This window comes from Niveispirillum fermenti (assembly GCF_048066175.1).
In the GTDB taxonomy this organism is placed as follows: domain Bacteria; phylum Pseudomonadota; class Alphaproteobacteria; order Azospirillales; family Azospirillaceae; genus Niveispirillum; species Niveispirillum fermenti.
The window spans coordinates 110,551-131,124 of sequence record NZ_JBLTXA010000004.1; the positions used below are offsets into that span (position 1 = coordinate 110,551).

22 protein-coding genes and 1 tRNA gene are annotated in these 20,574 nt (G+C 67.3%); 9 read left to right on the plus strand and 14 right to left on the minus strand.

The window, feature by feature from the left end; all coding sequences use genetic code 11:
- Positions 1-26 precede the first annotated feature (26 nt).
- Positions 27-164 (minus strand): entericidin A/B family lipoprotein, encoded by a 138-nt coding sequence (locus ACM9LZ_RS05630; RefSeq protein ID WP_416618369.1) that lies wholly within the window; start codon positions 162-164, stop codon positions 27-29.
- Between the two features lie 65 nt (positions 165-229).
- Between ACM9LZ_RS05630 and ACM9LZ_RS05635 the strand changes: the two genes are divergently transcribed.
- Entirely contained in the window at positions 230-994 is a 765-nt protein-coding gene (locus ACM9LZ_RS05635; protein WP_416618370.1) for a TlyA family RNA methyltransferase, read from the plus strand.
- A gap of 118 nt (positions 995-1,112) precedes the next feature.
- Here the strand turns inward: ACM9LZ_RS05635 and ACM9LZ_RS05640 are convergent, their stop codons facing one another.
- The 6 genes from ACM9LZ_RS05640 to ACM9LZ_RS05665 form a co-directional block, all read right to left on the minus strand.
- Positions 1,113-1,421: a hypothetical protein gene (locus ACM9LZ_RS05640; protein WP_416618371.1), complete on the minus strand. Its 309-nt coding sequence runs from the start codon at positions 1,419-1,421 to the stop codon at positions 1,113-1,115.
- Between the two features lie 130 nt (positions 1,422-1,551).
- Positions 1,552-2,778 (minus strand): acyl-CoA desaturase, encoded by a 1,227-nt coding sequence (locus ACM9LZ_RS05645; RefSeq protein ID WP_416618372.1) that lies wholly within the window; start codon positions 2,776-2,778, stop codon positions 1,552-1,554.
- Positions 2,779-2,895: 117 nt separating this feature from the next.
- Positions 2,896-3,363, minus strand: a complete 468-nt coding sequence (locus tag ACM9LZ_RS05650) for a putative quinol monooxygenase (protein ID WP_416618373.1) — start codon at positions 3,361-3,363, stop codon at positions 2,896-2,898.
- 61 nt (positions 3,364-3,424) lie between these two features.
- A complete protein-coding gene (locus ACM9LZ_RS05655) occupies positions 3,425-4,327 on the minus strand; it encodes an LpxL/LpxP family acyltransferase (RefSeq protein WP_416618374.1) in 903 nt (300 codons plus the stop codon).
- Positions 4,314-5,312 carry a tetraacyldisaccharide 4'-kinase gene (gene lpxK / locus ACM9LZ_RS05660; RefSeq protein ID WP_416618375.1) on the minus strand — a complete coding sequence of 333 codons (999 nt, stop codon included), beginning with the start codon at positions 5,310-5,312 and terminating at the stop codon, positions 4,314-4,316. The genes ACM9LZ_RS05655 and lpxK overlap by 14 nt, the downstream gene beginning before the upstream one ends.
- A complete protein-coding gene (locus tag ACM9LZ_RS05665) occupies positions 5,312-6,592 on the minus strand; it encodes a 3-deoxy-D-manno-octulosonic acid transferase (protein WP_416618376.1) in 1,281 nt (426 codons plus the stop codon). Before ACM9LZ_RS05665 ends, lpxK begins: the two co-directional genes overlap by 1 nt.
- 224 nt (positions 6,593-6,816) lie before the next feature.
- Between ACM9LZ_RS05665 and ACM9LZ_RS05670 the strand changes: the two genes are divergently transcribed.
- From ACM9LZ_RS05670 to ACM9LZ_RS05690, 5 genes are all read left to right on the plus strand, one after another.
- Positions 6,817-7,629 carry a glycine zipper 2TM domain-containing protein gene (locus ACM9LZ_RS05670; protein WP_416618377.1) on the plus strand — a complete coding sequence of 271 codons (813 nt, stop codon included), beginning with the start codon at positions 6,817-6,819 and terminating at the stop codon, positions 7,627-7,629.
- Between the two features lie 123 nt (positions 7,630-7,752).
- Positions 7,753-8,271 (plus strand): hypothetical protein, encoded by a 519-nt coding sequence (locus ACM9LZ_RS05675; RefSeq protein ID WP_416618378.1) that lies wholly within the window; start codon positions 7,753-7,755, stop codon positions 8,269-8,271.
- Between the two features lie 184 nt (positions 8,272-8,455).
- A complete protein-coding gene (gene fliG, locus ACM9LZ_RS05680; protein WP_416618379.1) occupies positions 8,456-9,478 on the plus strand; it encodes a flagellar motor switch protein FliG in 1,023 nt (340 codons plus the stop codon).
- A 123-nt stretch (positions 9,479-9,601) separates the two neighbouring features.
- A complete protein-coding gene (locus tag ACM9LZ_RS05685) occupies positions 9,602-11,113 on the plus strand; it encodes an AMP nucleosidase (protein ID WP_416618380.1) in 1,512 nt (503 codons plus the stop codon).
- 113 nt (positions 11,114-11,226) lie between these two features.
- Positions 11,227-12,357: a THUMP domain-containing class I SAM-dependent RNA methyltransferase gene (locus tag ACM9LZ_RS05690; protein WP_416618381.1), complete on the plus strand. Its 1,131-nt coding sequence runs from the start codon at positions 11,227-11,229 to the stop codon at positions 12,355-12,357.
- Between the two features lie 112 nt (positions 12,358-12,469).
- On the opposite strand, the gene ACM9LZ_RS05695 is transcribed toward ACM9LZ_RS05690, so the two are convergent.
- The 3 genes from ACM9LZ_RS05695 to ACM9LZ_RS05705 all read right to left on the minus strand — a co-directional run bounded on the left by ACM9LZ_RS05695 (position 12,470) and on the right by ACM9LZ_RS05705 (position 14,075).
- A tRNA-Glu gene (locus ACM9LZ_RS05695) sits at positions 12,470-12,545 on the minus strand.
- A gap of 58 nt (positions 12,546-12,603) precedes the next feature.
- Positions 12,604-13,632 (minus strand): threonine aldolase family protein, encoded by a 1,029-nt coding sequence (locus ACM9LZ_RS05700; protein ID WP_416618382.1) that lies wholly within the window; start codon positions 13,630-13,632, stop codon positions 12,604-12,606.
- A gap of 44 nt (positions 13,633-13,676) precedes the next feature.
- A complete protein-coding gene (locus ACM9LZ_RS05705) occupies positions 13,677-14,075 on the minus strand; it encodes a hypothetical protein (protein ID WP_416618383.1) in 399 nt (132 codons plus the stop codon).
- Between the two features lie 125 nt (positions 14,076-14,200).
- Between ACM9LZ_RS05705 and ACM9LZ_RS05710 the strand changes: the two genes are divergently transcribed.
- Both ACM9LZ_RS05710 and rpoH read left to right on the plus strand, forming a co-directional pair.
- Entirely contained in the window at positions 14,201-15,184 is a 984-nt protein-coding gene (locus ACM9LZ_RS05710; RefSeq protein WP_416618549.1) for an RluA family pseudouridine synthase, read from the plus strand.
- A 127-nt stretch (positions 15,185-15,311) separates the two neighbouring features.
- Entirely contained in the window at positions 15,312-16,196 is an 885-nt protein-coding gene (gene rpoH, locus ACM9LZ_RS05715) for an RNA polymerase sigma factor RpoH (protein ID WP_416618384.1), read from the plus strand.
- Positions 16,197-16,256: 60 nt separating this feature from the next.
- Here rpoH and ACM9LZ_RS05720 read toward each other — a convergent pair whose 3' ends face one another.
- A complete protein-coding gene (locus ACM9LZ_RS05720; RefSeq protein ID WP_416618385.1) occupies positions 16,257-16,652 on the minus strand; it encodes a hypothetical protein in 396 nt (131 codons plus the stop codon).
- A gap of 103 nt (positions 16,653-16,755) precedes the next feature.
- Entirely contained in the window at positions 16,756-18,267 is a 1,512-nt protein-coding gene (locus tag ACM9LZ_RS05725; RefSeq protein WP_416618386.1) for a UbiD family decarboxylase, read from the minus strand.
- A gap of 123 nt (positions 18,268-18,390) precedes the next feature.
- Here ACM9LZ_RS05725 and ACM9LZ_RS05730 point away from each other — a divergent pair, with 123 nt between their 5' ends.
- A complete protein-coding gene (locus tag ACM9LZ_RS05730) occupies positions 18,391-18,846 on the plus strand; it encodes a DUF3291 domain-containing protein (protein WP_416618387.1) in 456 nt (151 codons plus the stop codon).
- On the opposite strand, the gene ACM9LZ_RS05735 is transcribed toward ACM9LZ_RS05730, so the two are convergent.
- Both ACM9LZ_RS05735 and ubiA read right to left on the minus strand, forming a co-directional pair.
- Entirely contained in the window at positions 18,809-19,480 is a 672-nt protein-coding gene (locus tag ACM9LZ_RS05735; protein ID WP_416618388.1) for a class I SAM-dependent methyltransferase, read from the minus strand. The genes ACM9LZ_RS05730 and ACM9LZ_RS05735 overlap by 38 nt on opposite strands.
- Positions 19,458-20,519: a 4-hydroxybenzoate octaprenyltransferase gene (ubiA, locus tag ACM9LZ_RS05740; RefSeq protein WP_416618389.1), complete on the minus strand. Its 1,062-nt coding sequence runs from the start codon at positions 20,517-20,519 to the stop codon at positions 19,458-19,460. Before ubiA ends, ACM9LZ_RS05735 begins: the two co-directional genes overlap by 23 nt.
- Positions 20,520-20,574 lie beyond the last annotated feature (55 nt).

Below are 20,574 nucleotides of genomic sequence, written 5' to 3' on the forward strand. Positions count from 1 at the left end.
CCATCGGTCGCGGCGGCGACCCGCCGTCACTTCGCCCCCTGCGCGCTCCCCTCGATCGCCTGGCCGGCGCTTTTTATGTCCTTGCCCACGCCTTCGACCGTGTTGCAGGCGGAAAGCGACAGGGCGGCGAGGGTCAGCGATGCGATGATCAGGGCGTGTTTCATTGGCGTATCCATGGTTCAGGGACTATCAATCCCAGGTAACCCCTTTATCGCAAAACCGGGCCCGCATGTCCAAACCGCCAAAAGTCAAGGAAGCGAAAGTCAGGGTGGATCAGGCTTTGGTCGATCGGGGTCTGGCGGAAAGCCGGTCCAGGGCGCAGGCCCTGATCCTGGCGGGGCTGGTCTATGCCGATACGCGCCGCATCGACAAGGCCGGGGACACGGTGCCGGAAAGCCAATCCCTGCATGTGAAGGGCCAGGACCATCCCTGGGTCAGCCGGGGTGGCCTGAAACTGGTCAAGGGGCTGGATCATTTTGCAATCGATCCGACTGGTTTCACGGGCGTCGATGTCGGCGCCTCCACGGGTGGGTTCACCGATGTGCTGCTGACGCGCGGGGCCGCGCGTGTCTATGCGGTGGATGTGGGGCACGGCCAACTGGCCTGGAAACTGCGGGAGGACCCGCGCGTCACCGTGCTTGAAAAGACCAACGCCCGGCATCTCACCGCGGAGATCATTCCCGATCCCGCCGACATCGTCGTCTGCGATGCCAGTTTCATCGGGCTGGAAACGGTGCTGCCCGCCGCCATGGGCCTGACGCGGCCGGGCGCCTTTCTGCTGGCCCTGATCAAGCCGCAGTTCGAGGTGGGCAAGGGACGGGTCGGCAAGGGCGGTGTCGTGCGGGAGCCGGAACTGCACCAGGAGGTCTGTGACCGCATCCAGGCATGGCTCGCCGCGCAGCCCGGCTGGACCGTGCTGGGCATCACTGAAAGCCCGATCACGGGGCCGGAAGGCAACAAGGAATTCCTGATCGCCGGCCGGCGGGACGCCTGATCGGCATCGGCGCTTTCGGGTCGCGCGCCATGGGCATCGCCGGCGCGCACCGCGCATGAAAAACCCCGCCACCTTGGAAAGGTGGCGGGGTTCGCGCCCCTTATTGTCAGGCCAACGGTCAGTTCGTCGTCGTTGCCGTTGCCGTCGCGGTGCTCGTGGCGGTCGGGGGACCAGCCTCGTCATCGCCGCCGCCGATCGTGGCGGCAATCACGCCGGCCGCGGCCACGGCGGCAACACCGGCCATCGGGATCAGGTTGCCCGACGCGAAGAAGGAGGCCTTGTTGGCGCCCGCGGCCGCGCCGCTGACGCGCGGTGCATCGGTGGCGGGGGCCGTCGGCGCGCTGGTCGGGGCCGACTGGGCAAAGGCGCTGACCGGGGCCGCCACCAGGGCGGCGGCCAGCAGCAGGGAGGTCGTAAGACGGGTCATCGTCAGTTTCCGTTGAAAGTCAAGAAGCGCCCCTGGGCATTAGGTTAACGTCCCAAGGGGTGTAAGGGGAAGAGGAAACCCCGTGACCAATTCAACGGGTCGGATATGCGGGAAGAGACATTGCCCCCAGTCAGGCGGGGGCTGTGGCCAGTTGCCGGCAGATATTGGCCACCAGGATCTGGCGGGCCCGCTCCACGATGTCGTCCATGCTGGGCGTGCGCACGAACATCTTGCTGGCCCGCAGGCGCAACTCGTCCGTGGTGGGCAGGTGCGGCAGATGGATGTTGGCCACCAGCGCTTCGACCCGCACCTTGGCGCTTTCGCTGGCCTGACGCACCCGCTCCTCGATCTCCGCCAGGGTCGGCGTGTGGGCCAGCGCCTCGCGGACCTGGGCTGTCAGCTTGTCCACCTGAAAGCTGGCGGCAAGCTGGGCGGCGGCGGCCTCGATCACCTTGGTGCCCAGGCGCTGCTCATTGCGCACCACCGAGGCCGGCGGCTCATGCACGTCCCACACCAGGCGCAGCGCCTGCAGGGCCTTGATGATGTAATAGGAGGTATCGACCTCCCACCAGCGGAAGCCCTGGCGGGCGGCGGACTGGTAATGGTGGTGGTTGTTGTGCCAGCCCTCGCCCATGGTTGCGATGGCCAGGGCCCAGTTGTTGCGGCTGTCGTCGCCCGTCAGGTAACGCGGGCGGCCCAGCACATGGGCCAGCGAATTGATGCAGAAGGTGGCATGGTACAGCGCCACTGTGCTCCACAGGAAGCCGACCACCAGCCCCGACCAGCCGAACAGCGCCCAGGTGGCGAAGCCCAGCAGCACGGGCGGCACATAATAATGCCGGTCCAGCCAGACCAGTTCGGGATATTTGGTCAGGTCGCCGATGGCGCGGTAGTCGGCCTTGTCGTGCTTTGCCGTGAAGATCCAGCCGACATGGGCATAGAAGAAACCCTTGTGCCGCGGCGAATGCACGTCATGGACCGTGTCGGAATATTTATGGTGGTGCCGGTGCGTGGCGGCCCACCACAGGGCGCCGCGCTGGGCCGAGCTTTGCGCCAGGAAGGCCAGCAGGAACTGCACGACCCGGCCGGTCTTGTAGGAACGGTGGGAGAAATAGCGGTGATACCCGCCCGTGATGCCGAACATGCGGGCACCGTAGAGAACCAGCGCCAGCACCACATCCTGCCATGCCACACCGGTCCAGATGGCGCCCAGGCAGGCGACATGGACCAGGATGAACGGGATCATGGAGGCGTAGTTGATCTTTTCGTCCAGGGGCTTTGCGGCCAGAGGCTTCGCGTTCAGGGAAGGTGTCGCCGGCGGGGAGTTCTGCCGGCCGGTATCCAACGGTGCGGTCACGGGGTGTCGGGCTCCAAAAACAGCAAGGGATGTCTTATAGCATGCCGTGGGCGTCAACCCTCGGGACAAATTCACGCGGGCATGCAGGCCGGGCCCCGTGGCCGGCGGTTCTTATGGTCAGGTCGGGTCCGTCACGGCCGCCGCTGCCGCCAGCCCGTGCCCGCCCAGCGGAACGGTTTCGGACCGGCTGTCGAACCCGGCGATCAGCGGCCGCCCGCGGGCGATGGCGGCCTGCACGGCCGGCAGCTTCAGGCTGGCGGCATGGCTTTCCCGGCTGTCCCAGGCCTCGGTGATCCAAAGGGCGTCGGCATGCGCCGGGTCGGCCGCGATGATATAGGACAGGCAGCCGGGCATGCCGCCCGTACCCTCCAGCAGGATGGCGGCCAGTTCGTCGCGCTTGCCCGGGGCCGCGATCATGCGGCCGATCAGACCATACATTCCTTGATCTCCCTTGTGTCCTGGCAGGGTTTGCTGGGCGGCCGCACCGGGGGCCAGGGCGAACAGCATGCCCGCCGCCATGAAGGCGCGCCTGTCGGGCAAGGCGGGCCGGTCCCGTGGCGGGGTGGGGATGTCGTCCGGTGCCATGGCTGGTGTCCTGTGCGATCGGAGGGCTGACAGATGCCGGCCCAGCATAGGTCCGCCCCTATCAATCCGGCCAGCGCCGATGCTGCCACATCCATTGTCCGGGTTGTTCGCGCACCCATTCGCCCAGCAGCGCATTCACCTGGGCCATGGCGTCCAGCGTGTCTGCCCGTGCATCGCCCGTGCGACGGAACATCAGGGGGGGCAGGGCTTCCACCCGGAACCGGGCCGGTCCCAGCCGCGTGACGCGGATCGGCACGGCCGGCGCGTCATAGCGCAGGGCCAGGTCGGCCAGCACGGTGCCCGTATGCGCCTGCCGGCCCAGAAAGGGCAGGGCCGGCCCCTCGTTCAGCTTCTGGTCCACCAGAAGCCCGACATGGCCGCCGGCCCGGATGGCGGCCATCAGGCCGCGTGCCGCCTCCCGCCCCTTGGGTACCATGGTGCCACCCAGCGGCGCGCGGGCGCGGGCCAGCATGTCGGCCACGAACGGGTTGTTGGGCTTGCGGAACACATAGGTCAGGTCCAGGCCCAGCCGGGCGCAGGTCATGGCGCACAATTCCCAGTTGGCGAAATGACCCGTGAAAACGATGCCCGGCCGCCCGTCATCGACCAGCGCCCGCAGATGTTCCGCCCCCAGCAGTTCGACATGGGCGTCGTATCGGGCGGCGATGCGGTCCAGATGGACATATTCGGCGAAGGTGCGGCCCAGATTGTCCCAGGCCTGCGTGATGATGGCGTCGATGCCGGCCGGTTCCAGATCGGGCAGGGCATGGGCGATGTCGCGGCGCATGCGGCGCGAGCGGGAAAGAAGCGGCCCCAGCCGGCGCAGCAGACCGCCGCCCAGGCCGGAGGCCCGCTCCACCGGCACAATCCGCATGGCGCGGATGAACAGCCACACCAGCGCCGCCTGCAGGCGGTACCCGATCAGGCGGTCGAACCGGCGACGCAGCCGGCTATGCCTGGCCATCGCCTGCCCCCGTTTCCAGCCGGTCCAGCAGGCGTTCCACCGCGTCCGGATCGTCCCAGTCCAGGGCGACGGGCAGGGCGGTGATCCCTGTCCGCAGGCCGGGGGGCAGGCGCATGGCGTCCTTTTCCGTTGTCACAAGGATGGCGTCCCTTTCATGCGCGCGGCGGGACAGCATCTCCAGCGCCGCTGCGTCATACACATGATGGTCGGGGAATGAATGTTCTTCCACCACCTGCGCGCCGATGCCGCGCAGGGTGGCAAAGAACTTCCCCGGCCGGCCGATGCCGGCGAAGCCCAGCACGCGCCGGCCGGCCAGGGCGATGGCTACGGCAGGGTCCGGCCGCAGCCGCGCCGTCAGCACAGCGCATTCACCGCCGGCGGCACGGGCGGCGTCCAGCCCCGGCCCCTCCCCGATGACCACCAGTGCATCGGCCCGCGCCATGCCCGCCGCCACGGGTTCGCGCAACGGGCCGGCGGGGATCAGGCGGCCATTGCCGAAGCCGCTGGCGCCATCGACGACGATCAGTGACAGATCCTTGCGCAGTCCCGGATTCTGGAAGCCGTCATCCATGACCACGACCTGAAGCCCGGTCCCTGCCATCGCGCGGGCCGCGGCCACCCTGTCGCGGCCGATCCAGGCCGGGTTGCGGGCTGCCAGCAGCAGGGGTTCGTCCCCCACGTCGCCGGCGCCGTGCCGTCCGGGGTCCACGGCGACGGGACCCGGCAGCCGGCCCCCATGCCCGCGTGACAGCGATGCCGCCGCCAGGCCGCGCGCCCGCAGCCGGGTCACCAGATCGATGACCACGGGTGTCTTGCCGCTGCCGCCGGCCACCAGGTTGCCGACGCACAGCACGGGCACGGACGCTGTGCGTGGCTTTGTCCGCCAGGCCCGCCACGCCGCACCGGCCCGCCACAGCAGGGCAAGGGGCGCCAGCAGGGTCGCAGCGGCCCCCGGCGGTTCGTACCAGAAGGAAGGTGTCCGCATCAGCCGATCCCCGCCTCGGCCAGAAGCGGGTCCAGCGCTGCCATCACCCTGTCCGCGGCCTGGGCATTCCGCCGGGCCACGGCCAGGGCGGCATCCGCCCGGGTCTGCCGGACCGTTGCGTCGGACAGCAGCCCCGCCACGGCCGGTGCGATGCCGGCCGGGCCGTCCACCTCCATCAGCCCGCCCTCGGCCTGCATGGCCTGCGTCACCTCGGCGAAGTTGAACATGTGGGGTCCGTGGATCACGGCGCTGCCCAGCAGGGCCGGCTCAATGGGATTGTGTCCGCCGACCGGCATGAAGGACCCACCCATGACGGTCACTGGCGCCAGCCGGAAGACCAGCCCCATCTCGCCCAGCGTATCCATCAGATAGACGGCGTCCCCCGGCCCCGGCAGGTCACCCGCGCGGCGGCGGGCGAAGGGCAGGGCGTCGGCGGCGGTGAGCAGGCCCGCCACCGCTTCCCCCCTGTCCGGGTGGCGGGGCACCAGCAGCAGCAAGGCTGCCGGCAGCCGGGTGCGCAGCGCCTGCTGGGCGGCGATGGCCATCGCCTCCTCTCCCGCATGTGTGCTGGCGAAGGTCCAGACGGGCCGGTCGCCGATGGCCTGGCGCAGTGCCGCCATGGCCTCGTCCGCGGCGGGCAGCGGCGCGCTTGAATATTTCAGGTTGCCGATGGCCCGGCAATCCGCGATGCCCAGGCGGTGCAGCCGTTCGGCCTCCACCGCCGTCTGGGCCAGCGCCAGGCGAAAAACGCGCAGCAGCCGCCGGGCCGTGTGCGGCACACGCCGCCAGTTCATGAAGCTTTTCTGCGACAGCCGGGCATTGACCAGGGCGCAGGGAATGGCGCGGTCGCGGATGCCGGCCAGCAGGTTGGGCCAGAATTCCGATTCGATCCACAGCACAAGGTCGGGGCGCCAATGGTCCAGGAAGCCATCCACCGCGGCGGGCAGGTCCACCGGCACATACTGGTGAAAGGCCGCCGGTCCCGGCAGCCGCCTTTCCATCAGTTCGGCCGATGTCACCGTGCCCGTGGTGACCAGCACCGACAGGCCCGGCCGGCCGGCCAGCAACCGTTCCACCAGCGGCAGCACGGCCAGCGCCTCCCCCACCGAGGCCGCATGCACCCAGACCAGCCGCCCGACGGGGCGCGGGCGGCGCGGCCGGCCCAGCCGTTCATGGCGGCGGGCGGGGTCTTCCTTCCCCCGCCGGGCGCGCCTGTCCAGCAGGCGGTCGATCGCGGGCCCGGCAAGGCGGGTCAGGCCACGGTAAAGGCTTTCCAGCATGAAGGGTCGGGCTGATGTTCGGTAGCGAGGTGATCATCCTACCTAGCATGCGGTCCGATCCGGCCGCCAGCATGCAGGCGCCGGATCGGACCGGGACCCGAGAAATGCCCAGCCCTTGCCCCAATCCGGCCTTGTTCGCCCAACAGGATCGCGTCCAGAAATGGTGCCGGCCCGGCCCGACAGTGCCGGCCCGCTCCCCGGATCAACATCAGGGATATCGACCCATGCGCAGTTCCCTGCCGCTCGCGGCCGTCACGGCCGTTCTTCTGGCCCTGGCGCCGGCCGGCGTGGCGCTGGCCGACCGGGACGACCATCGCGGCCGCCACGGCCATGATCGTGGGCGCGATCACGATCGGGGCCGCGGGCACGACCGGCATCATGACCGGGGCCGCAAGGACCACCGGCATGATCACCACCGGCCGGCCCCGCCGCCCAAGGTGCATTACCACCACCATCATTATCACAAGCCGTCGCCCCCGCCGCGCGTGGTGCATCGCCACTATCATCGCCCGCCGCCGCCCGTGGTGCATTACCATGTGGTCCAGCCACAGCATTGGCATGGCCATTACGGCCGTCGCTGGCACCGGATGCCTGAATTCTATGCCCTGAATGCCGGGATCGACCGGGGTCGCTGCGACCGCCGGCTGGTCGGCAACAATGTCGGCACCCTGCTGGGCGCCGTGGCCGGCGGGCTGGCCGGGTCGCAGTTCGGTGGTGGCAGCGGACAGGTGGCGGCGACGCTGGGCGGTGTGCTGGTTGGGGCGGCCATCGGCAACAGCCTGTCGGGCGGCTATGGCGCCGCCGACCATGGCTGCGTCGTGCAGACGTTCGAACGTGCCCCGACGGGCCAGCCGGTGGTCTGGCACAATCCGGACCTGAACACCCATTATACCCTGACGCCCACCCGCACCTATCAGGCCTCTCCCGGCCGCTATTGCCGGGAATATACCAGCCAGGCCGAAATCGGCGGGCGGCGCCAGTCCGTCCATGGCACCGCCTGCCGCCAGCCCGACGGCAGTTGGGAGATTGTGGGCTGATCGACCAAAGGGGCCTTGACGCGAGCGCCCGCAGGCATGACCTTATAGGCATGTGCGGGCACCTGCTGTGTGGCCCGGTCCCTCCTGTACGCGGCAGATGCCGCCTGGTAGTGGAGAATCCTGATGCGTAACGTTGCCTCCTGCTCCCGCTCCGCCGGTCTGGCCGCCCTGCTGGCCGTACCGCTGGTGGTGATGCCGGCCGCGGCGGCGGAAGCTGACCAGCCGGTGAACGGTTTCAAGCCGATCGCCCGCGAGATGACGCCCGGCGAACGTGCCGCGGCGCAGTCCTATGCCCGGCCCACCAGCGAGGTGAATGCCGCCGCCGCTCTGGCCCTGACCCAGGGCGGTAGCGGTGCCGCCAGCCGTTCCGGCGTGACCATGTCCGTGGGCGGCAACATGCCGGCCTTCAGCAGCGGCTATGGGGCCCGCCGGTCCAACCAGCTTCTGGGTGATGGACAACTCGGCTATGACGCGGAACCGTTCTATTCCAACAATCGCGGCTATTACACGCCCTATGGCTATTCCGCCGCCACGCCGCGCCTGAACTACAATGAAAGCTTCCTGCGCCACATGTATGACGGGAATATCGCCGGCCTGCCGTCGGTGTCGGCCCCGCTGCATTTCTGGGATGGCCGCCGCTGACCGGCCTTTCCCCGGATCGGTTGTGACGGGCCGGGGCGCCGCAGTCGGGCGCGGCCGGCCCGTGCCCTTCCCGGCGAATTACCATTCTTGATGGATTCACCTCGGGTTTCCGCTGTGCTAGACTCGTGCCCGGATTTTTGTTCGGCCCCGGTTTTCCGGCCGTCCTGGCGTTGGAGTTGCCACCATGGCGATGCGTGTCCGTGAGGATTATCGCGGTCTGACCGGACCCGAAAAGGCCGCCATCCTGATGCTGGCCCTGGGTGAGGAAATCGCATCCAAGCTCTTCTCGCTGATGGGCGATGATGAGATCAAGGAACTGTCCCAGACCATGGCCAACCTGGGCTCGGTCAGTTCCAACCTGGTCGAACGCCTGTTCGTGGAATTTGCCGAACAGATCAGTTCCACCGGCTCGCTGGTCGGCACCTTCGATTCAACCGAACGCTTGCTCACCAAGGTCCTGCCCAAGGACAAGGTCGACCAGATCATGGAGGAAATCCGTGGTCCCGCTGGCCGGACCATGTGGGACAAGCTGACCAATGTGAACGAGCAGGTGCTGGCCAACTACCTGAAGAACGAATATCCGCAGACCGTCGCCGTGATCATGTCCAAGATCAAGGGCGACCATGCCGGCCGCGTGCTGCAGCTTCTGCCGGAAAGCTTCGCGATGGAAGTCATCATGCGCATGCTGCGCATGGAGGCGGTGCAGAAGGAAGTCATCGACGATATCGAGCGCACGCTGCGCACCGAATTCATGTCGAACCTGGCCCGCACCAACCGCCGCGACGCGCACGAGATGATGGCGGAGATTTTCAACAGCTTCGACCGCAACACCGAAAGCCGTTTCCTGGCTGCCCTGGAAGAACGCAACCGCGACAGCGCGGAGCGCATCCGCGCCCTGATGTTCACGTTCGAGGATCTGTCCAAGCTGGACCCCAGCGGCATCCAGACCCTGCTGCGCAATGTGGACAAGCAGAAGCTGGCGACGGCCCTGAAGGGGGCGTCGGATACGCTGAAGGACCTGTTCTTCACCAACATGTCGGAACGCGCGGCCAAGATCATGCGCGAGGATATGGGCGCCATGGGGCCGGTGCGCCTGCGCGACGTGGACGAGGCGCAGATGTACATGGTCCAGCTTACCAAGGACATGGCGGCCCGCGGGGAAATCGTCATCGCCAGCGGCAAGGGCGAGGACGAACTGGTCTATTGATGCATCGATCCTGATGCAAAAATGCCAGGACCGGCCGGCGGTCCCGACAGGGGACAGAATCCCCCTTCCCAACACCCCCCGGCATGGCGCATAAAGAAGTGCAAACTCCAAGGAGCTTGCACAGTGATTTCATCCAACAATTCAAACGATGAACCGTCGGTGGAAAGCTTCGCCGACGCCGATACTGCTTATGCCCGCGTCCGGGCGCTGTATGATCAGGCCGTTGAATATCTGCGTGACCGGTTTTCAGCCTTTGCCCGTGGCGAGGATCTGGGGGGACGGGTTCGCGCCTTCTATCCCTTCGTGCAGATCCGCATCGATAGTGAGCCGCGCATCGACAGCCGGCTGGCCTATGGTTTCGTGCATGGCATGGGTACGTTCCGCACAACCGTGACGCGGCCGGACCTGTTCGATTACTATCTTCACCATCAATTGACCCTGCTGGTGAAGAACCATGGCGTCCCGCTGGAGGTCGGCGTCAGTGACACGCCCATTCCCATACAGTTCGCCTATCCGGAGGGCATGCATGTCGAAGGCGACCTGACGCCCGAGCGGCTCTACCAGCTTCGCGACCATTTCGACCTGCCCGATCTGGTCTATATGGATGACAGCATCGTGAATGGCACGCATATCACGCCGCCCGGTGCGCCGCGGCCGCTGGCCTTGTTCACGGCCCCGCGCGTCGATTACAGCCTGCATCGGCTGAAACATTACACGGCGACGAAGCCCGATCATTTCCAGAACTATGTCCTGTTCACGAACTACCAGTTCTATATCGACGAGTTCGTGCGCCGGGGCCTGGAGATCATGGAGCCGTCAGACGATCCCGCCACCCAGGCCTATCGCCGGCAGTACGAGGCGTTCATCGAACCGGGCGACCATGTCACCTGGAACCAGGCCGTGCATCCCGACCGTGGCCCGGAAGGCCAGAAGGTGGCCCGCCTGCCGCAGATGCCCGCCTATCACCTGAAGCGCCGGGACGGCAACGGCATCACCATCGTCAATATCGGCGTCGGCCCCTCCAACGCCAAGACGATCAGCGACCATATCGCCGTGCTGCGCCCGCATGTCTGGCTGATGCTGGGCCATTGCGCCGGACTGCGCGATACCCAGCGGCTGGGTGATTATGCCCTGGCCCACGGCTATGTGCGCGAGGACAAGGTGCTGGACGCCGATCTGCCCACCTGGGTGCCCGTCCCGGCCCTGGCCGAGGTGCAGGTGGCCCTGGAAGGGGCCGTGGAGCAGGTGACAGGGCTGAAAGGCTGGGAACTGAAATCGATCATGCGCACGGGCACGGTGGCCACCATCGACAACCGCAACTGGGAACTGCGCGACCATAGCGAGCCCGTGCAGCGGTTCAGCCAGTCGCGCGCCATCGCGCTGGACATGGAATCCGCCACGGTGGCGGCCAACGGCTTCCGCTTCCGCGTGCCCTATGGCACCTTGCTCTGCGTGTCGGACAAGCCGCTGCATGGCGAGATCAAGCTGCCCGGCATGGCCAATCATTTCTATCGGGCCCGGGTGGATCAGCATCTGGCCATCGGCATGCTGGCGATGGAGAAGATGCGCGACTATGGGCTGGAACGGCTGCATAGCCGCAAGCTGCGCAGCTTCGCGGAGGCGGCGTTCCAGTAGGAAGGAACAGGGGACGGGCCGGCCCCGCTGCGCCGCCCGTCCCCTGTCCGGCGCCATTCGACAGGGCGAAGAAAGCCCTCGCCGCCATGCCGGTGCCGGGATATGAAGGCGCCATGGAACAGACCGACGATCTTGAAATCTATGTCGTGACCACGCCGGGGCTGGAAATGCCCCTGGCGGCGGAGATGAAGGCGGCCGGCTTCACCAAGCCGCAACCCGGCAAGGGCGGGGTGACGACGCGCGGCACCTGGGCCGATGTCTGGCGCGCCAACCTGGAACTGCGCGGGGCGGCCCGCGTGCTGGTCCGCATCGGGGCCTTTCGTGCCCTGCACCTGGCCCAGTTGGACAAGCGGGCGCGCAAATTCCCCTGGGCGGACTTCCTGCGCCCGGACCAGCCGGTCCGGGTGGATGCAAGCTGCAACAAATCCCGCATCTATCATGCGGGCGCGGCGGCGGAGCGTATCGCCCGCGCCATCCAGGAGGAATTGGGGACCCCCATCGCCGATGATGCCGTGATCGTGGTCAAGGCACGCATCGATGATGATCTCTGCACCCTCAGCATCGACAGTTCGGGGGAGGCGCTGCACAAGCGCGGATACAAGGAGGCCGTGAACAAAGCCCCGATGCGCGAAAATCTGGCTGCCATGTTCTTGCGCCAATGTGGATACAAGGGGGGCGAGCCCGTGGTGGACCCGATGTGCGGGTCCGGCACCTTCGTGATCGAGGCGGCAGAGATCGCCGCCGGGCTGAAACCCGGCCGGGCCCGCGCCTTCGCGTTCCAGCAACTGGCCGGTTTCGATGAGGCCGCCTGGGTCGCCCTCCGCGACCGGGCGTCGGCGGTGGATGCGGCTCCCGCCCGCTTGCGCTTTTACGGCAGCGACCGTGACGCCGGTGCCATCCGCATGAGCCAGTCCAATGCCGACCGCGCCGGCGTGGCCGCCCTCACCGATTTCAGGGCGCATTCGATCAGCGACCTGAACCCGCCGGACGGCCCACCCGGCCTTGTCATCGTCAACCCCCCCTATGGCGGCCGCATCGGCGATACGCGCCAGCTCTATGCCCTTTACGGCACGCTGGGCAAGGTGCTGCTGAACCGTTTCGCCGGCTGGCGCGTCGGCATCATCACCAACGAGCCCGCCCTGGCCCGGGTGACCGACCTTCCCTTCCTGCCACCGACACCTGCCATATCCCATGGCGGCCTGCCGGTAACGCTGTACCGGACGGGGGTGCTGGGCGGGGGGTGAACCGCGTGGTCGCCTTGCCGGCCATTGGGGGGCCGGCCATTGGGGGGCGTAACGCGAATGAGGGGCGTAACGCAAAAACCCCGCCGGAATGCGGCGGGGTTTTTGAGGCGCTTGGCGTCCCCAAGGGGATTCGAACCCCTGTTACCGCCGTGAGAGGGCGGTGTCCTAGGCCTCTAGACGATGGGGACTAGAGCCGTGCGAGGCGCGCTTTGTAGGTGAGGGCGGTTTCAAGATCAAGCGGTTTTTTCATCCGGCCGACAATTTCGCCGCCGTTGCCACCAGGGCATCCACATGGGCCTGTTCGGTGTTCCAGGCGGTCACCAGGCGCAGGACGGAGCCATTCCAGCGGTAGAAGCCGAAGCCGGCCGCTTCCAGCCCGGCGATCACCGGTTCGGGCAGGGCGATGAACAGTTCGTTGGCTTCCACCGGATGCACCGGTTCGGCCCCGGGCAGGGCCGACAGGCCATCGGCCAGACGCCGGGCCATGCGGTTGGCATGGCCGGCAAGGTGCAGCCAGAGCCCGTCGGTCACATAGGCTTCCAACTGTGCCGACAGGAAGCGCATCTTGCTGAACAGATGGGCCGCCCGCTTGCGGCGATAGCCGAAATCCGCCGACAGGTCGCGGTCGAAGAACACCACGGCTTCCGCCCCCAGCGCCCCGTTCTTCGTCGCGCCGAAGGACAGCACGTCCACCCCGGCGCGCCAGGTTACATCGGCCGGTGAGCAGCCCAGCGAGGCCACGGCGTTGGCGAAGCGGGCCCCGTCCATGTGAACGCGCAGCCCGTGACGGCTGGCGATGGCCGACAGGGCGGCCACCTCGGCCGGGCTGTACACGGTTCCGGCCTCTGTCGCCTGGGTCAGGGACAGGGCGGCAGGCTGCACGGCATGCACGAAACCCTTGGGCGCCCGTTCCAGGGCGGCAGACAGCGTGTCGGGGGCCAGCTTGCCATCGATGCCGTCCAGGGGAACCAGCTTGGCCCCGCCCGTGTACATCTCCGGTGCGCCGCACTCATCGGCATGGATGTGGGCTTCTGCGTGGCAATAGATGCTGCCCCAGGGCGGGGCCAGCGCCGCCAGCGCCAGGGCATTGGCCGCCGTGCCCGTGGCCACGGGGAAGACCGCCACTTCGCGCTCGAACAGGGCCGACAGGCGGGCCGTCAGGCGCCGTGTCCATTCGTCGGCCCCATAGGACGGGGCGGTCCCCTGGCTGGCGGCGGTCAGGGCGGCCAGGATTTCCGGTGCCGCACCCGCCACATTATCGGACATGAAATTCATTTAACGTCCATTCCGCCTTGATTTGGGGTTTATTGTGACATGCATCACGGCAGCGTGGTCAGCAGGGCCCCATTCTCGCCCGTGGCCGGATCGATGAGAAGGACCTGTGTCCGGCCATCGGACAGCCGCACCTGTACGGCCAACCGCCCGTCGATGGCGGCGATGCCGGGTAGCAGCGCCGCCCCCGCCGGCAGGACCGCGGGGGTGGTGGGCAGTGGCGCCCGGACGGGTGCGCCCGGCAATGGTGCCTGGGCGGAGGCGCCGGCCGGGTGCGGTGCGACAGGCACATCCGCCGGCTTGGGTGCAGCGGTGCCGAAGCGATCGGCGAACTTGCGCGGATGGCTGGGGTCCGTGGAACGTTTGTAGACTTCATAGCCCAGGAAGGCGAAGCCGGCCGCGATGATCACGGCCCCCAGGATAAGGATGATTTTCAGTGCGCGCACGTTCGACATATCCCCAGTTGAAAGCCACCGGACGGACGGATACCCCGCCCGCCGGCCTGGAATTCGACCTGGATGACGATCTGTGCGACGAGGATTTCCTGTCCCCCGCCGCCGATGGTGCCGGCATGGGCCCGACGGCCGCCGCCCATCATCAGGTCGACATCGCCGCCCCCCAGGATGGCGACCGGCTGGACAAGGCGCTGGCGGATGCGCTGGCCGGTGCTGGCCTGTCACGCTCCCGCCTGCGCGCCCTGATCGACCAGGGCCATGTCAGCACAGGCGGACAGACCATAGACGACGCTTCCCGCCGGGTCAAAGCCGGCCAGCGTTACGACATCCATGTTCCGGCCAGCGCGCCGGCCCTGCCCGTGCCACAGGACATCCCGCTATCCATCATCCATGAGGATGCCGATGTGCTGGTCATCGACAAGCCGGCCGGCATGGTGGTTCATCCTGCTGCCGGCAATCCCGATGGCACGCTGGTCAATGCACTGCTGTTTCATTGCGGTGACCGGCTGTCGGGCATTGGTGGCGTGCGCCGGCCCGGCATCGTCCACCGGCTGGACAAGGATACCAGCGGCCTGATGGTGGTGGCCAAGACCGACCGGGCGCATCAGGCCCTGTCAGCCCAGTTTGCCGACCGGTCCCTGTCGCGGACCTATCAGGCCGTGGTCTGGGGCGTGCCCAATCCGCGTGCGGGGGAAATCGACGCCAATATCGGCCGCCATCCCAGCGACCGCAAGCGCATGGCCGTGCTTGAACGCGGCGGCAAGGTGGCCATCACCCGCTATGCCATGGTCCGCCCGCTGGGCCCGGCGGCGGCACTGATCGAATGCAAGCTGCTGACGGGCCGCACCCATCAGATCCGTGTCCACATGACCCATGCCGGCCATCCGCTGGTCGGCGACCCCGTCTATGGCCGTATCCGGCCTGGCCGCACCCGCGGGCTGGGCGACGGGCAGCGCCGTGCGTTGGAGGGTTTCCCCCGCCAGGCGCTGCATGCGGCCGCGATCGAGTTCATCCATCCGGCAACGGGCCGAAAGGTCGGTTTCACGACTGTGTTACCGGATGATTTCAAGGACTTAACGTCTGCGCTGGAGATGGTATGATGGCCATCGCGCATGACATCCGTGCCTTGATGGACGGGCGCCAGGCGCCTGTGTTCGTGAATTGCATGTCGTTGCCGGTGCCTGTCGGGCCGGTGGCGCTGACCAGCCTTATGTGAAGGGGGTAACCATGACCGCTTCTGTTCCCGCCATTCCCGTCGTCAGTTCGGAAAGCAGCCTCAGCCGCTATCTCCAGGAGATCCGCAAGTTCCCCATGCTGGAACCGGATGAGGAGTACATGCTGGCCAAGCGCTGGCGCGAGCATGAGGACACGAAGGCCGCGCACAGGCTGGTGACCAGCCATCTGCGCCTGGTGGCGAAGATCGCCATGGGCTATCGCGGCTATGGCCTGCCTGTGTCGGAACTGATCTCGGAAGGCAATGTCGGCATGATGCAGGCCGTCAAGCGGTTCGAGCCCGACCGGGGTTTCCGTCTGGCCACCTATGCCATGTGGTGGATCCGGGCTGCGATCCAGGAATATATCCTGCATTCCTGGTCGCTGGTGAAGATGGGCACGACGGCCGCGCAGAAGAAGCTGTTTTTCAACCTGCGCAAGCTGAAGGGCCAGATGCAGGCCATCGATGATGGCGACCTGCCGCCCGAGGTGGTGACGAAGATCGCCACCACGCTGGACGTGCCAGAGGCCGACGTCGTTTCCATGAACCAGCGCCTGGCCGCCGGCGACCATTCCCTGAACGCGCCGTTGCGCATCGATGGTGACGGGGAATGGCAGGACTGGCTGGTGGATGAGCGGGAAAGCCAGGAAATCCGCCTGGGCGAGGAACAGGAACTGGGCAAGCGCAAAGCCCTGCTGACCAACGCCATGAAGGGGCTGAACGAGCGGGAGCGGCATATCCTGATGGAACGCCGCCTGCGCGAGGAGCCGACGACCCTGGAAGACCTGTCGCAGCATTACGGCATCAGCCGGGAGCGCGTGCGTCAGATCGAGGTGCGGGCCTTCGAGAAGCTGCAAAAGGCCATCAAGTCGGCGGCCGTGGCCCAGCAACTCGCCTGACCCGTCCCGTCATCGGGGGGCGGCATGCGGCCCGTCCCCTGCCTCGCCTGCGGCAGGATGCTACCGGTCCGCGGAAAGCCGTGCGGCCAGGGCGCGGACATAGCTGTCATCGCCGGGGTCCAATGTTCCGGCCTCCGCCTCCTGCCGCATGTCCTGCAGGTCGATCCGCGTGTCGGTGGAGATTTCCGGATGGGCCAGCAGCCCGTCGATGATGGTGAGGATATCGCCTTCGACCGGCAGAACGGGGGCAGCGGATGCCGTTGATGCCGCCGCGGCTGGCGCGGCCGGTGCCGGCGCGGCTTCCGGCGCGGCGCCGACCAGCAGGTCGTTCCAGCCATAGCCGGAATCGCTGACGCGGGCATGGATCGTGCGGGCGGCGGCCAGCACCGCCTGATCATCCGCATCGCCCAGGCGGTTCAGCAATTCGATGAGAGTGTCGCGGTCCATGATGGGCATGGTTGTTCCAACTGCCTGATTTGTTGTCCTGTCCTGCAAAGATGGGGTCTGCGGGCCGTGCTGGCAACATCTGTGCGCAAGGGGGGCCTCCCTCTGTCGGGCGTCACTTCCAGATGGGCTTGCCGGTGCCGGGCAGGCCCAGCCGGTCCCACATCCCGCTGACCCGGTCCACCACCGCCGGGTCCATATAGAGTTTCTCCCCCCATTCGCGATGGGTTTCGGGGGGAAGCTTGTTGGTGGCATCCAGGCCGACCTTGCCGCCCAGGCCGCTTTCGGGGCTGGCGAAGTCGAGATAGTCGATGGGTGTGCCCTCGATCATCGTGATGTCGCGCACCGGGTCCATGCGGGTGCTGACGGCCCACATCACGTCCTTCCAGTCGCGCGCGTTGATGTCGTCATCCACGACGATGACCCATTTGGTGTACATGAACTGCCGCAGGAAGGACCAGACGCCCATCATCACGCGCTTGGCGTGGCCGGGATAGGCCTTCTTCATGGACACGACCGCGATGCGGTATGAACAGCCTTCCGGCGGCAGCCAGAAATCCACGATCTCGGGAAATTGCTGCTGAAGAAGGGGGATGAACACCTCGTTCAGCGCCTCGCCCAGCACGCTGGGTTCATCCGGCGGGCGGCCCGTGAAGGTGGACAGGAAGATCGGGTCCCGGCGCATGGTGATGGCCGTGACGGTGAAGACGGGGAACTGCTCGACCGAGTTGTAATAGCCTGTATGGTCGCCATAGGGCCCTTCATCGGCATATTCATCCAGGCTCACATAGCCTTCCAGCACGATCTCCGCCGTGGCCGGCACCTTCAGCGGCACGGTCTTGCATGCGACCAGATCCACCTTCTTCCCGCGCAGCAGGCCGGCGAACTGGTATTCCGACAGCGTGTCGGGTACCGGCGTCACGGCGGCCAGGATGGTGCCGGGGTCGGCCCCCAGCACGATGGCGGCCGGCAGCGGCTCGCGCTTGCCGGCCTGTTTCCAGCGCTGGTGATGCTGCGCCCCGCCGCGATGTTTCAGCCAGCGCATGATGGTCTTGTTCTTCCCCAGCACCTGCATGCGATAGATGCCCAGGTTGAAATTATCCTCCCGTGCCTCACCGGGGCCCCGGGTCACCACCAGGGGCCAGGTGATCAGGGGGGCCGGCTCCCTGGGCCAGCAGGACTGAATGGGCAGGGTGGAAAGATCGATATCATCCCCCGTCAGCACCACGTCCTGGCAGGGCGCCCTGGATACCGACCCCGGCCGCATGGCCATGACCTGCTTGGCCAGGGGCAGAAGCTGGAAGGCTTCCTTCAGGCCGCGGGGCGGTTCGGGCTGCTTCAGAAAGGCCAGCGTCTCCCCGACCTGGCGCAATTCATGCGGCTGGCGGTCCATGCCCCACGCCACACGCTCCACCGTGCCGAACAGGTTGATCAGGACGGGCATGGTGCTTTTGCTGCCATCGGCCCTGATCACATTCTCGAACAGCACGGCGGGGCCCTGTTCGGCCAGCAGGCGGGTATGGATTTCCGTCATTTCCAGCACGGTGGAAACGGGCTCCGTCACGCGCACCAGCCGCCCCTCCTGTTCCAGGCGGGCCATGAAATCGCGCAGGGAGGCATAGGGCATGATGGGCCTTCGGGGGTTCCGGGTCTGTGGGGCGTAAGATCGGGGGCCGCGGCGGCCGGGTCAAGCTTGCAGCCTGTCGCGGCCATCCCACATAAGGGTGCATTCTCGGACAAGGTACGCCCCATGCATCATCTGGCACAGGTCAATATCGCCCGTCTGCTGTATCCAATCGACAGTCCGCAACTTCTGGGATTCACGTCGCGCCTGGATGCGGTGAACGCCCTGGCGGAGGCGGCGCCCGGCTTCGTCTGGCGTCTGGTCGGCGATGGCAACGACGCCACCAGCCTGCGCCCCTTCCCCGATCCCGAATTGATCATCAACATGTCGGTCTGGGAAAATGTCGATGCGCTGTTCGATTTCACATATCGCCAGGCCGACCACACAGCCGTGATGCGCGGCCGGCGCGACTGGTTCGCCAGGCCCGACCGGGCGCACATGGCATTGTGGTGGGTGCCGGCCGGGCAGGTCCCCACCCTGGCCGATGCGCGCGAAAGGCTGGATCACCTGGAAGGTCATGGACCCACGCCGTTCGCTTTCACCTTCAAGCAGCGCTTTGCGGCACCCGCCACACATCCGTGACGCGGACCTCCCGGTCCTCCAGCTCGCGCGTGGTCGGCACGGCATAGGTGGCCAGCCTGTCCAGCCCCTGGGCGGGCAGGTAGGCCCGGCCGGGGTCGCCCACCAGCACGGTGGTGCCGGCCCGCGCCAGATCGCGGAACCAGGACAGGGCCGCTTCCGCAAAGGGACGTTCGTAGCAGACATCGCCGGCCAGCACGATGTCGATGCCGGGCAGCGGCCGGCCGATAATGTCGTCGGTGATGCCGGTGACGGCCACGCCGTTCAGTTCGGCATTCATCCGCGTGGCGGCAACGGCGAACGGATCGATCTCCACGGCCGTGGCGTGTGCGGCGCCCGCCTTCATGGCCGCGATGGCGATCAATCCCGACCCGGCCGCGAAATCCAGTATCCGCCTGCCGGCCACCAGCGACGGATCGTCGGCGATCAGATTTGCCACGGCCTGCCCGCCGGCCCAAGGAAAGGCCCAGAAGGGCGGGGGAACGCCGTTGCGTGCCAGCCATTCCTCCGTCGCCTGCCAGATAGGCGTGATCTCCGTGGCCTGCCACAGCAGGATATCGGGCCGCAGCGGCACCGGGGCCGGCGCGGTATGGGCGCGGATGAAGGCGGCCGGATCAGCGGCGGGGAAGGGGATCAAGATCGGCCATGCGCAGCATCTGCGGCTGCATGTAGGGTTTGGGGAGCAGGCGCATGCCATCCATCGGCCCGCCGCCGCCATGCATTGCCTTGGGCAGGCTGGCCACGCCGATGATGATGGCCACCAGCAGCGCCATGCCGATGAAGCGGGCCGCCTTGAAGGTGGCCAGGCTGTCGGCCGGGTCATTGATGTCCCAGCCGCGGACCTGCATGAACATCAGGGCACCCGTGGCGGCCAGCGGCACGGCGATGCCCCAGAACATGCCCCGCGGCTCCAGCGCCAGCAGCCACAGCACGAAGGCCCCGGCATAGAACATGCCGACCCAGCGACGCGAATCGTTACCGAACAGCAGGGCCGTGGACTTGATCCCGACATGGGCGTCGTCCTCCCGGTCCTGATGGGCATAGACGGTGTCATAGCCCAGGGTCCACAGGATGCCGCCGAGATAGAGCAGCACTGCCGGCCATCCCAGGTCCCCCCGCACGGCGGCCCAGCCCAGAAGCGCGCCCCAGTTGAAGGTCAGGCCCAGGAAAGCCTGCGGCCACCAGGTGATGCGCTTCATCAGGGGGTAGAGCCCCACCAGCACCAGCGATGCCGCCCCCAGCAGGATGGCGAATCCGTTCAACTGTATCAGGATCAGCAGCCCGACCAGCAATTGCGCCGCCAGGAACAGGATGGCCTGGCGCACACTGACCTGTCCGCTGGGGATGGGGCGCACGCGGGTGCGTTCCACCATGGCGTCCAGCTTGTGGTCCAGGATATCGTTGACGGTGCAGCCGGCGCCGCGCATGACCACGGCCCCGATCCCGAACAGGGCCATCAGCCACAGGTCAGGCCAGCCCCCGGCCGGTGCGGCCAGGGCGATGGACCACCAGCAGGGCAGAAGCAGCAGCCAGGTGCCGATGGGCCGGTCCAGCCGCATCAGCCGGGCATAGGGGCGCCACGCCGCCGGCAGGCGGCGGTCGATCCAATCGCCGGCCCTGATATCGGTATGGCCGGGGCCATCCGGGGCGGTGCTGGTCTGGGTGGCGTTCGTCATGGCAACGGATACTACCGGTTCGCCGGCTTCTGCGCAAAGGCCGGCATGGGCTGGT

What these genes read in the sequence shown, in the direction of transcription:
- ACM9LZ_RS05670 (WP_416618377.1), top strand. Translation starts at nt 6,817, where the DNA reads ATGCGCAGTTCCCTGCCGCTCGCGGCCGTCACGGCCGTTCTTCTGGCC.
- lpxK (WP_416618375.1), bottom strand. Translation starts at nt 5,312, where the DNA reads ATGCGGACACCTTCCTTCTGGTACGAACCGCCGGGGGCCGCTGCGACC.
- ACM9LZ_RS05630 (WP_416618369.1), bottom strand. Translation starts at nt 164, where the DNA reads ATGAAACACGCCCTGATCATCGCATCGCTGACCCTCGCCGCCCTGTCG.
- fliG (WP_416618379.1), top strand. Translation starts at nt 8,456, where the DNA reads ATGGCGATGCGTGTCCGTGAGGATTATCGCGGTCTGACCGGACCCGAA.
- ACM9LZ_RS05700 (WP_416618382.1), bottom strand. Translation starts at nt 13,632, where the DNA reads ATGAATTTCATGTCCGATAATGTGGCGGGTGCGGCACCGGAAATCCTG.
- ACM9LZ_RS05635 (WP_416618370.1), top strand. Translation starts at nt 230, where the DNA reads ATGTCCAAACCGCCAAAAGTCAAGGAAGCGAAAGTCAGGGTGGATCAG.
- rpoH (WP_416618384.1), top strand. Translation starts at nt 15,312, where the DNA reads ATGACCGCTTCTGTTCCCGCCATTCCCGTCGTCAGTTCGGAAAGCAGC.
- ACM9LZ_RS05665 (WP_416618376.1), bottom strand. Translation starts at nt 6,592, where the DNA reads ATGCTGGAAAGCCTTTACCGTGGCCTGACCCGCCTTGCCGGGCCCGCG.
- ubiA (WP_416618389.1), bottom strand. Translation starts at nt 20,519, where the DNA reads ATGACGAACGCCACCCAGACCAGCACCGCCCCGGATGGCCCCGGCCAT.
- ACM9LZ_RS05690 (WP_416618381.1), top strand. Translation starts at nt 11,227, where the DNA reads ATGGAACAGACCGACGATCTTGAAATCTATGTCGTGACCACGCCGGGG.
- ACM9LZ_RS05640 (WP_416618371.1), bottom strand. Translation starts at nt 1,421, where the DNA reads ATGACCCGTCTTACGACCTCCCTGCTGCTGGCCGCCGCCCTGGTGGCG.
- ACM9LZ_RS05655 (WP_416618374.1), bottom strand. Translation starts at nt 4,327, where the DNA reads ATGGCCAGGCATAGCCGGCTGCGTCGCCGGTTCGACCGCCTGATCGGG.
- ACM9LZ_RS05725 (WP_416618386.1), bottom strand. Translation starts at nt 18,267, where the DNA reads ATGCCCTATGCCTCCCTGCGCGATTTCATGGCCCGCCTGGAACAGGAG.
- ACM9LZ_RS05710 (WP_416618549.1), top strand. Translation starts at nt 14,201, where the DNA reads ATGGGCCCGACGGCCGCCGCCCATCATCAGGTCGACATCGCCGCCCCC.
- ACM9LZ_RS05675 (WP_416618378.1), top strand. Translation starts at nt 7,753, where the DNA reads ATGCGTAACGTTGCCTCCTGCTCCCGCTCCGCCGGTCTGGCCGCCCTG.
- ACM9LZ_RS05730 (WP_416618387.1), top strand. Translation starts at nt 18,391, where the DNA reads ATGCATCATCTGGCACAGGTCAATATCGCCCGTCTGCTGTATCCAATC.
- ACM9LZ_RS05650 (WP_416618373.1), bottom strand. Translation starts at nt 3,363, where the DNA reads ATGGCACCGGACGACATCCCCACCCCGCCACGGGACCGGCCCGCCTTG.
- ACM9LZ_RS05720 (WP_416618385.1), bottom strand. Translation starts at nt 16,652, where the DNA reads ATGCCCATCATGGACCGCGACACTCTCATCGAATTGCTGAACCGCCTG.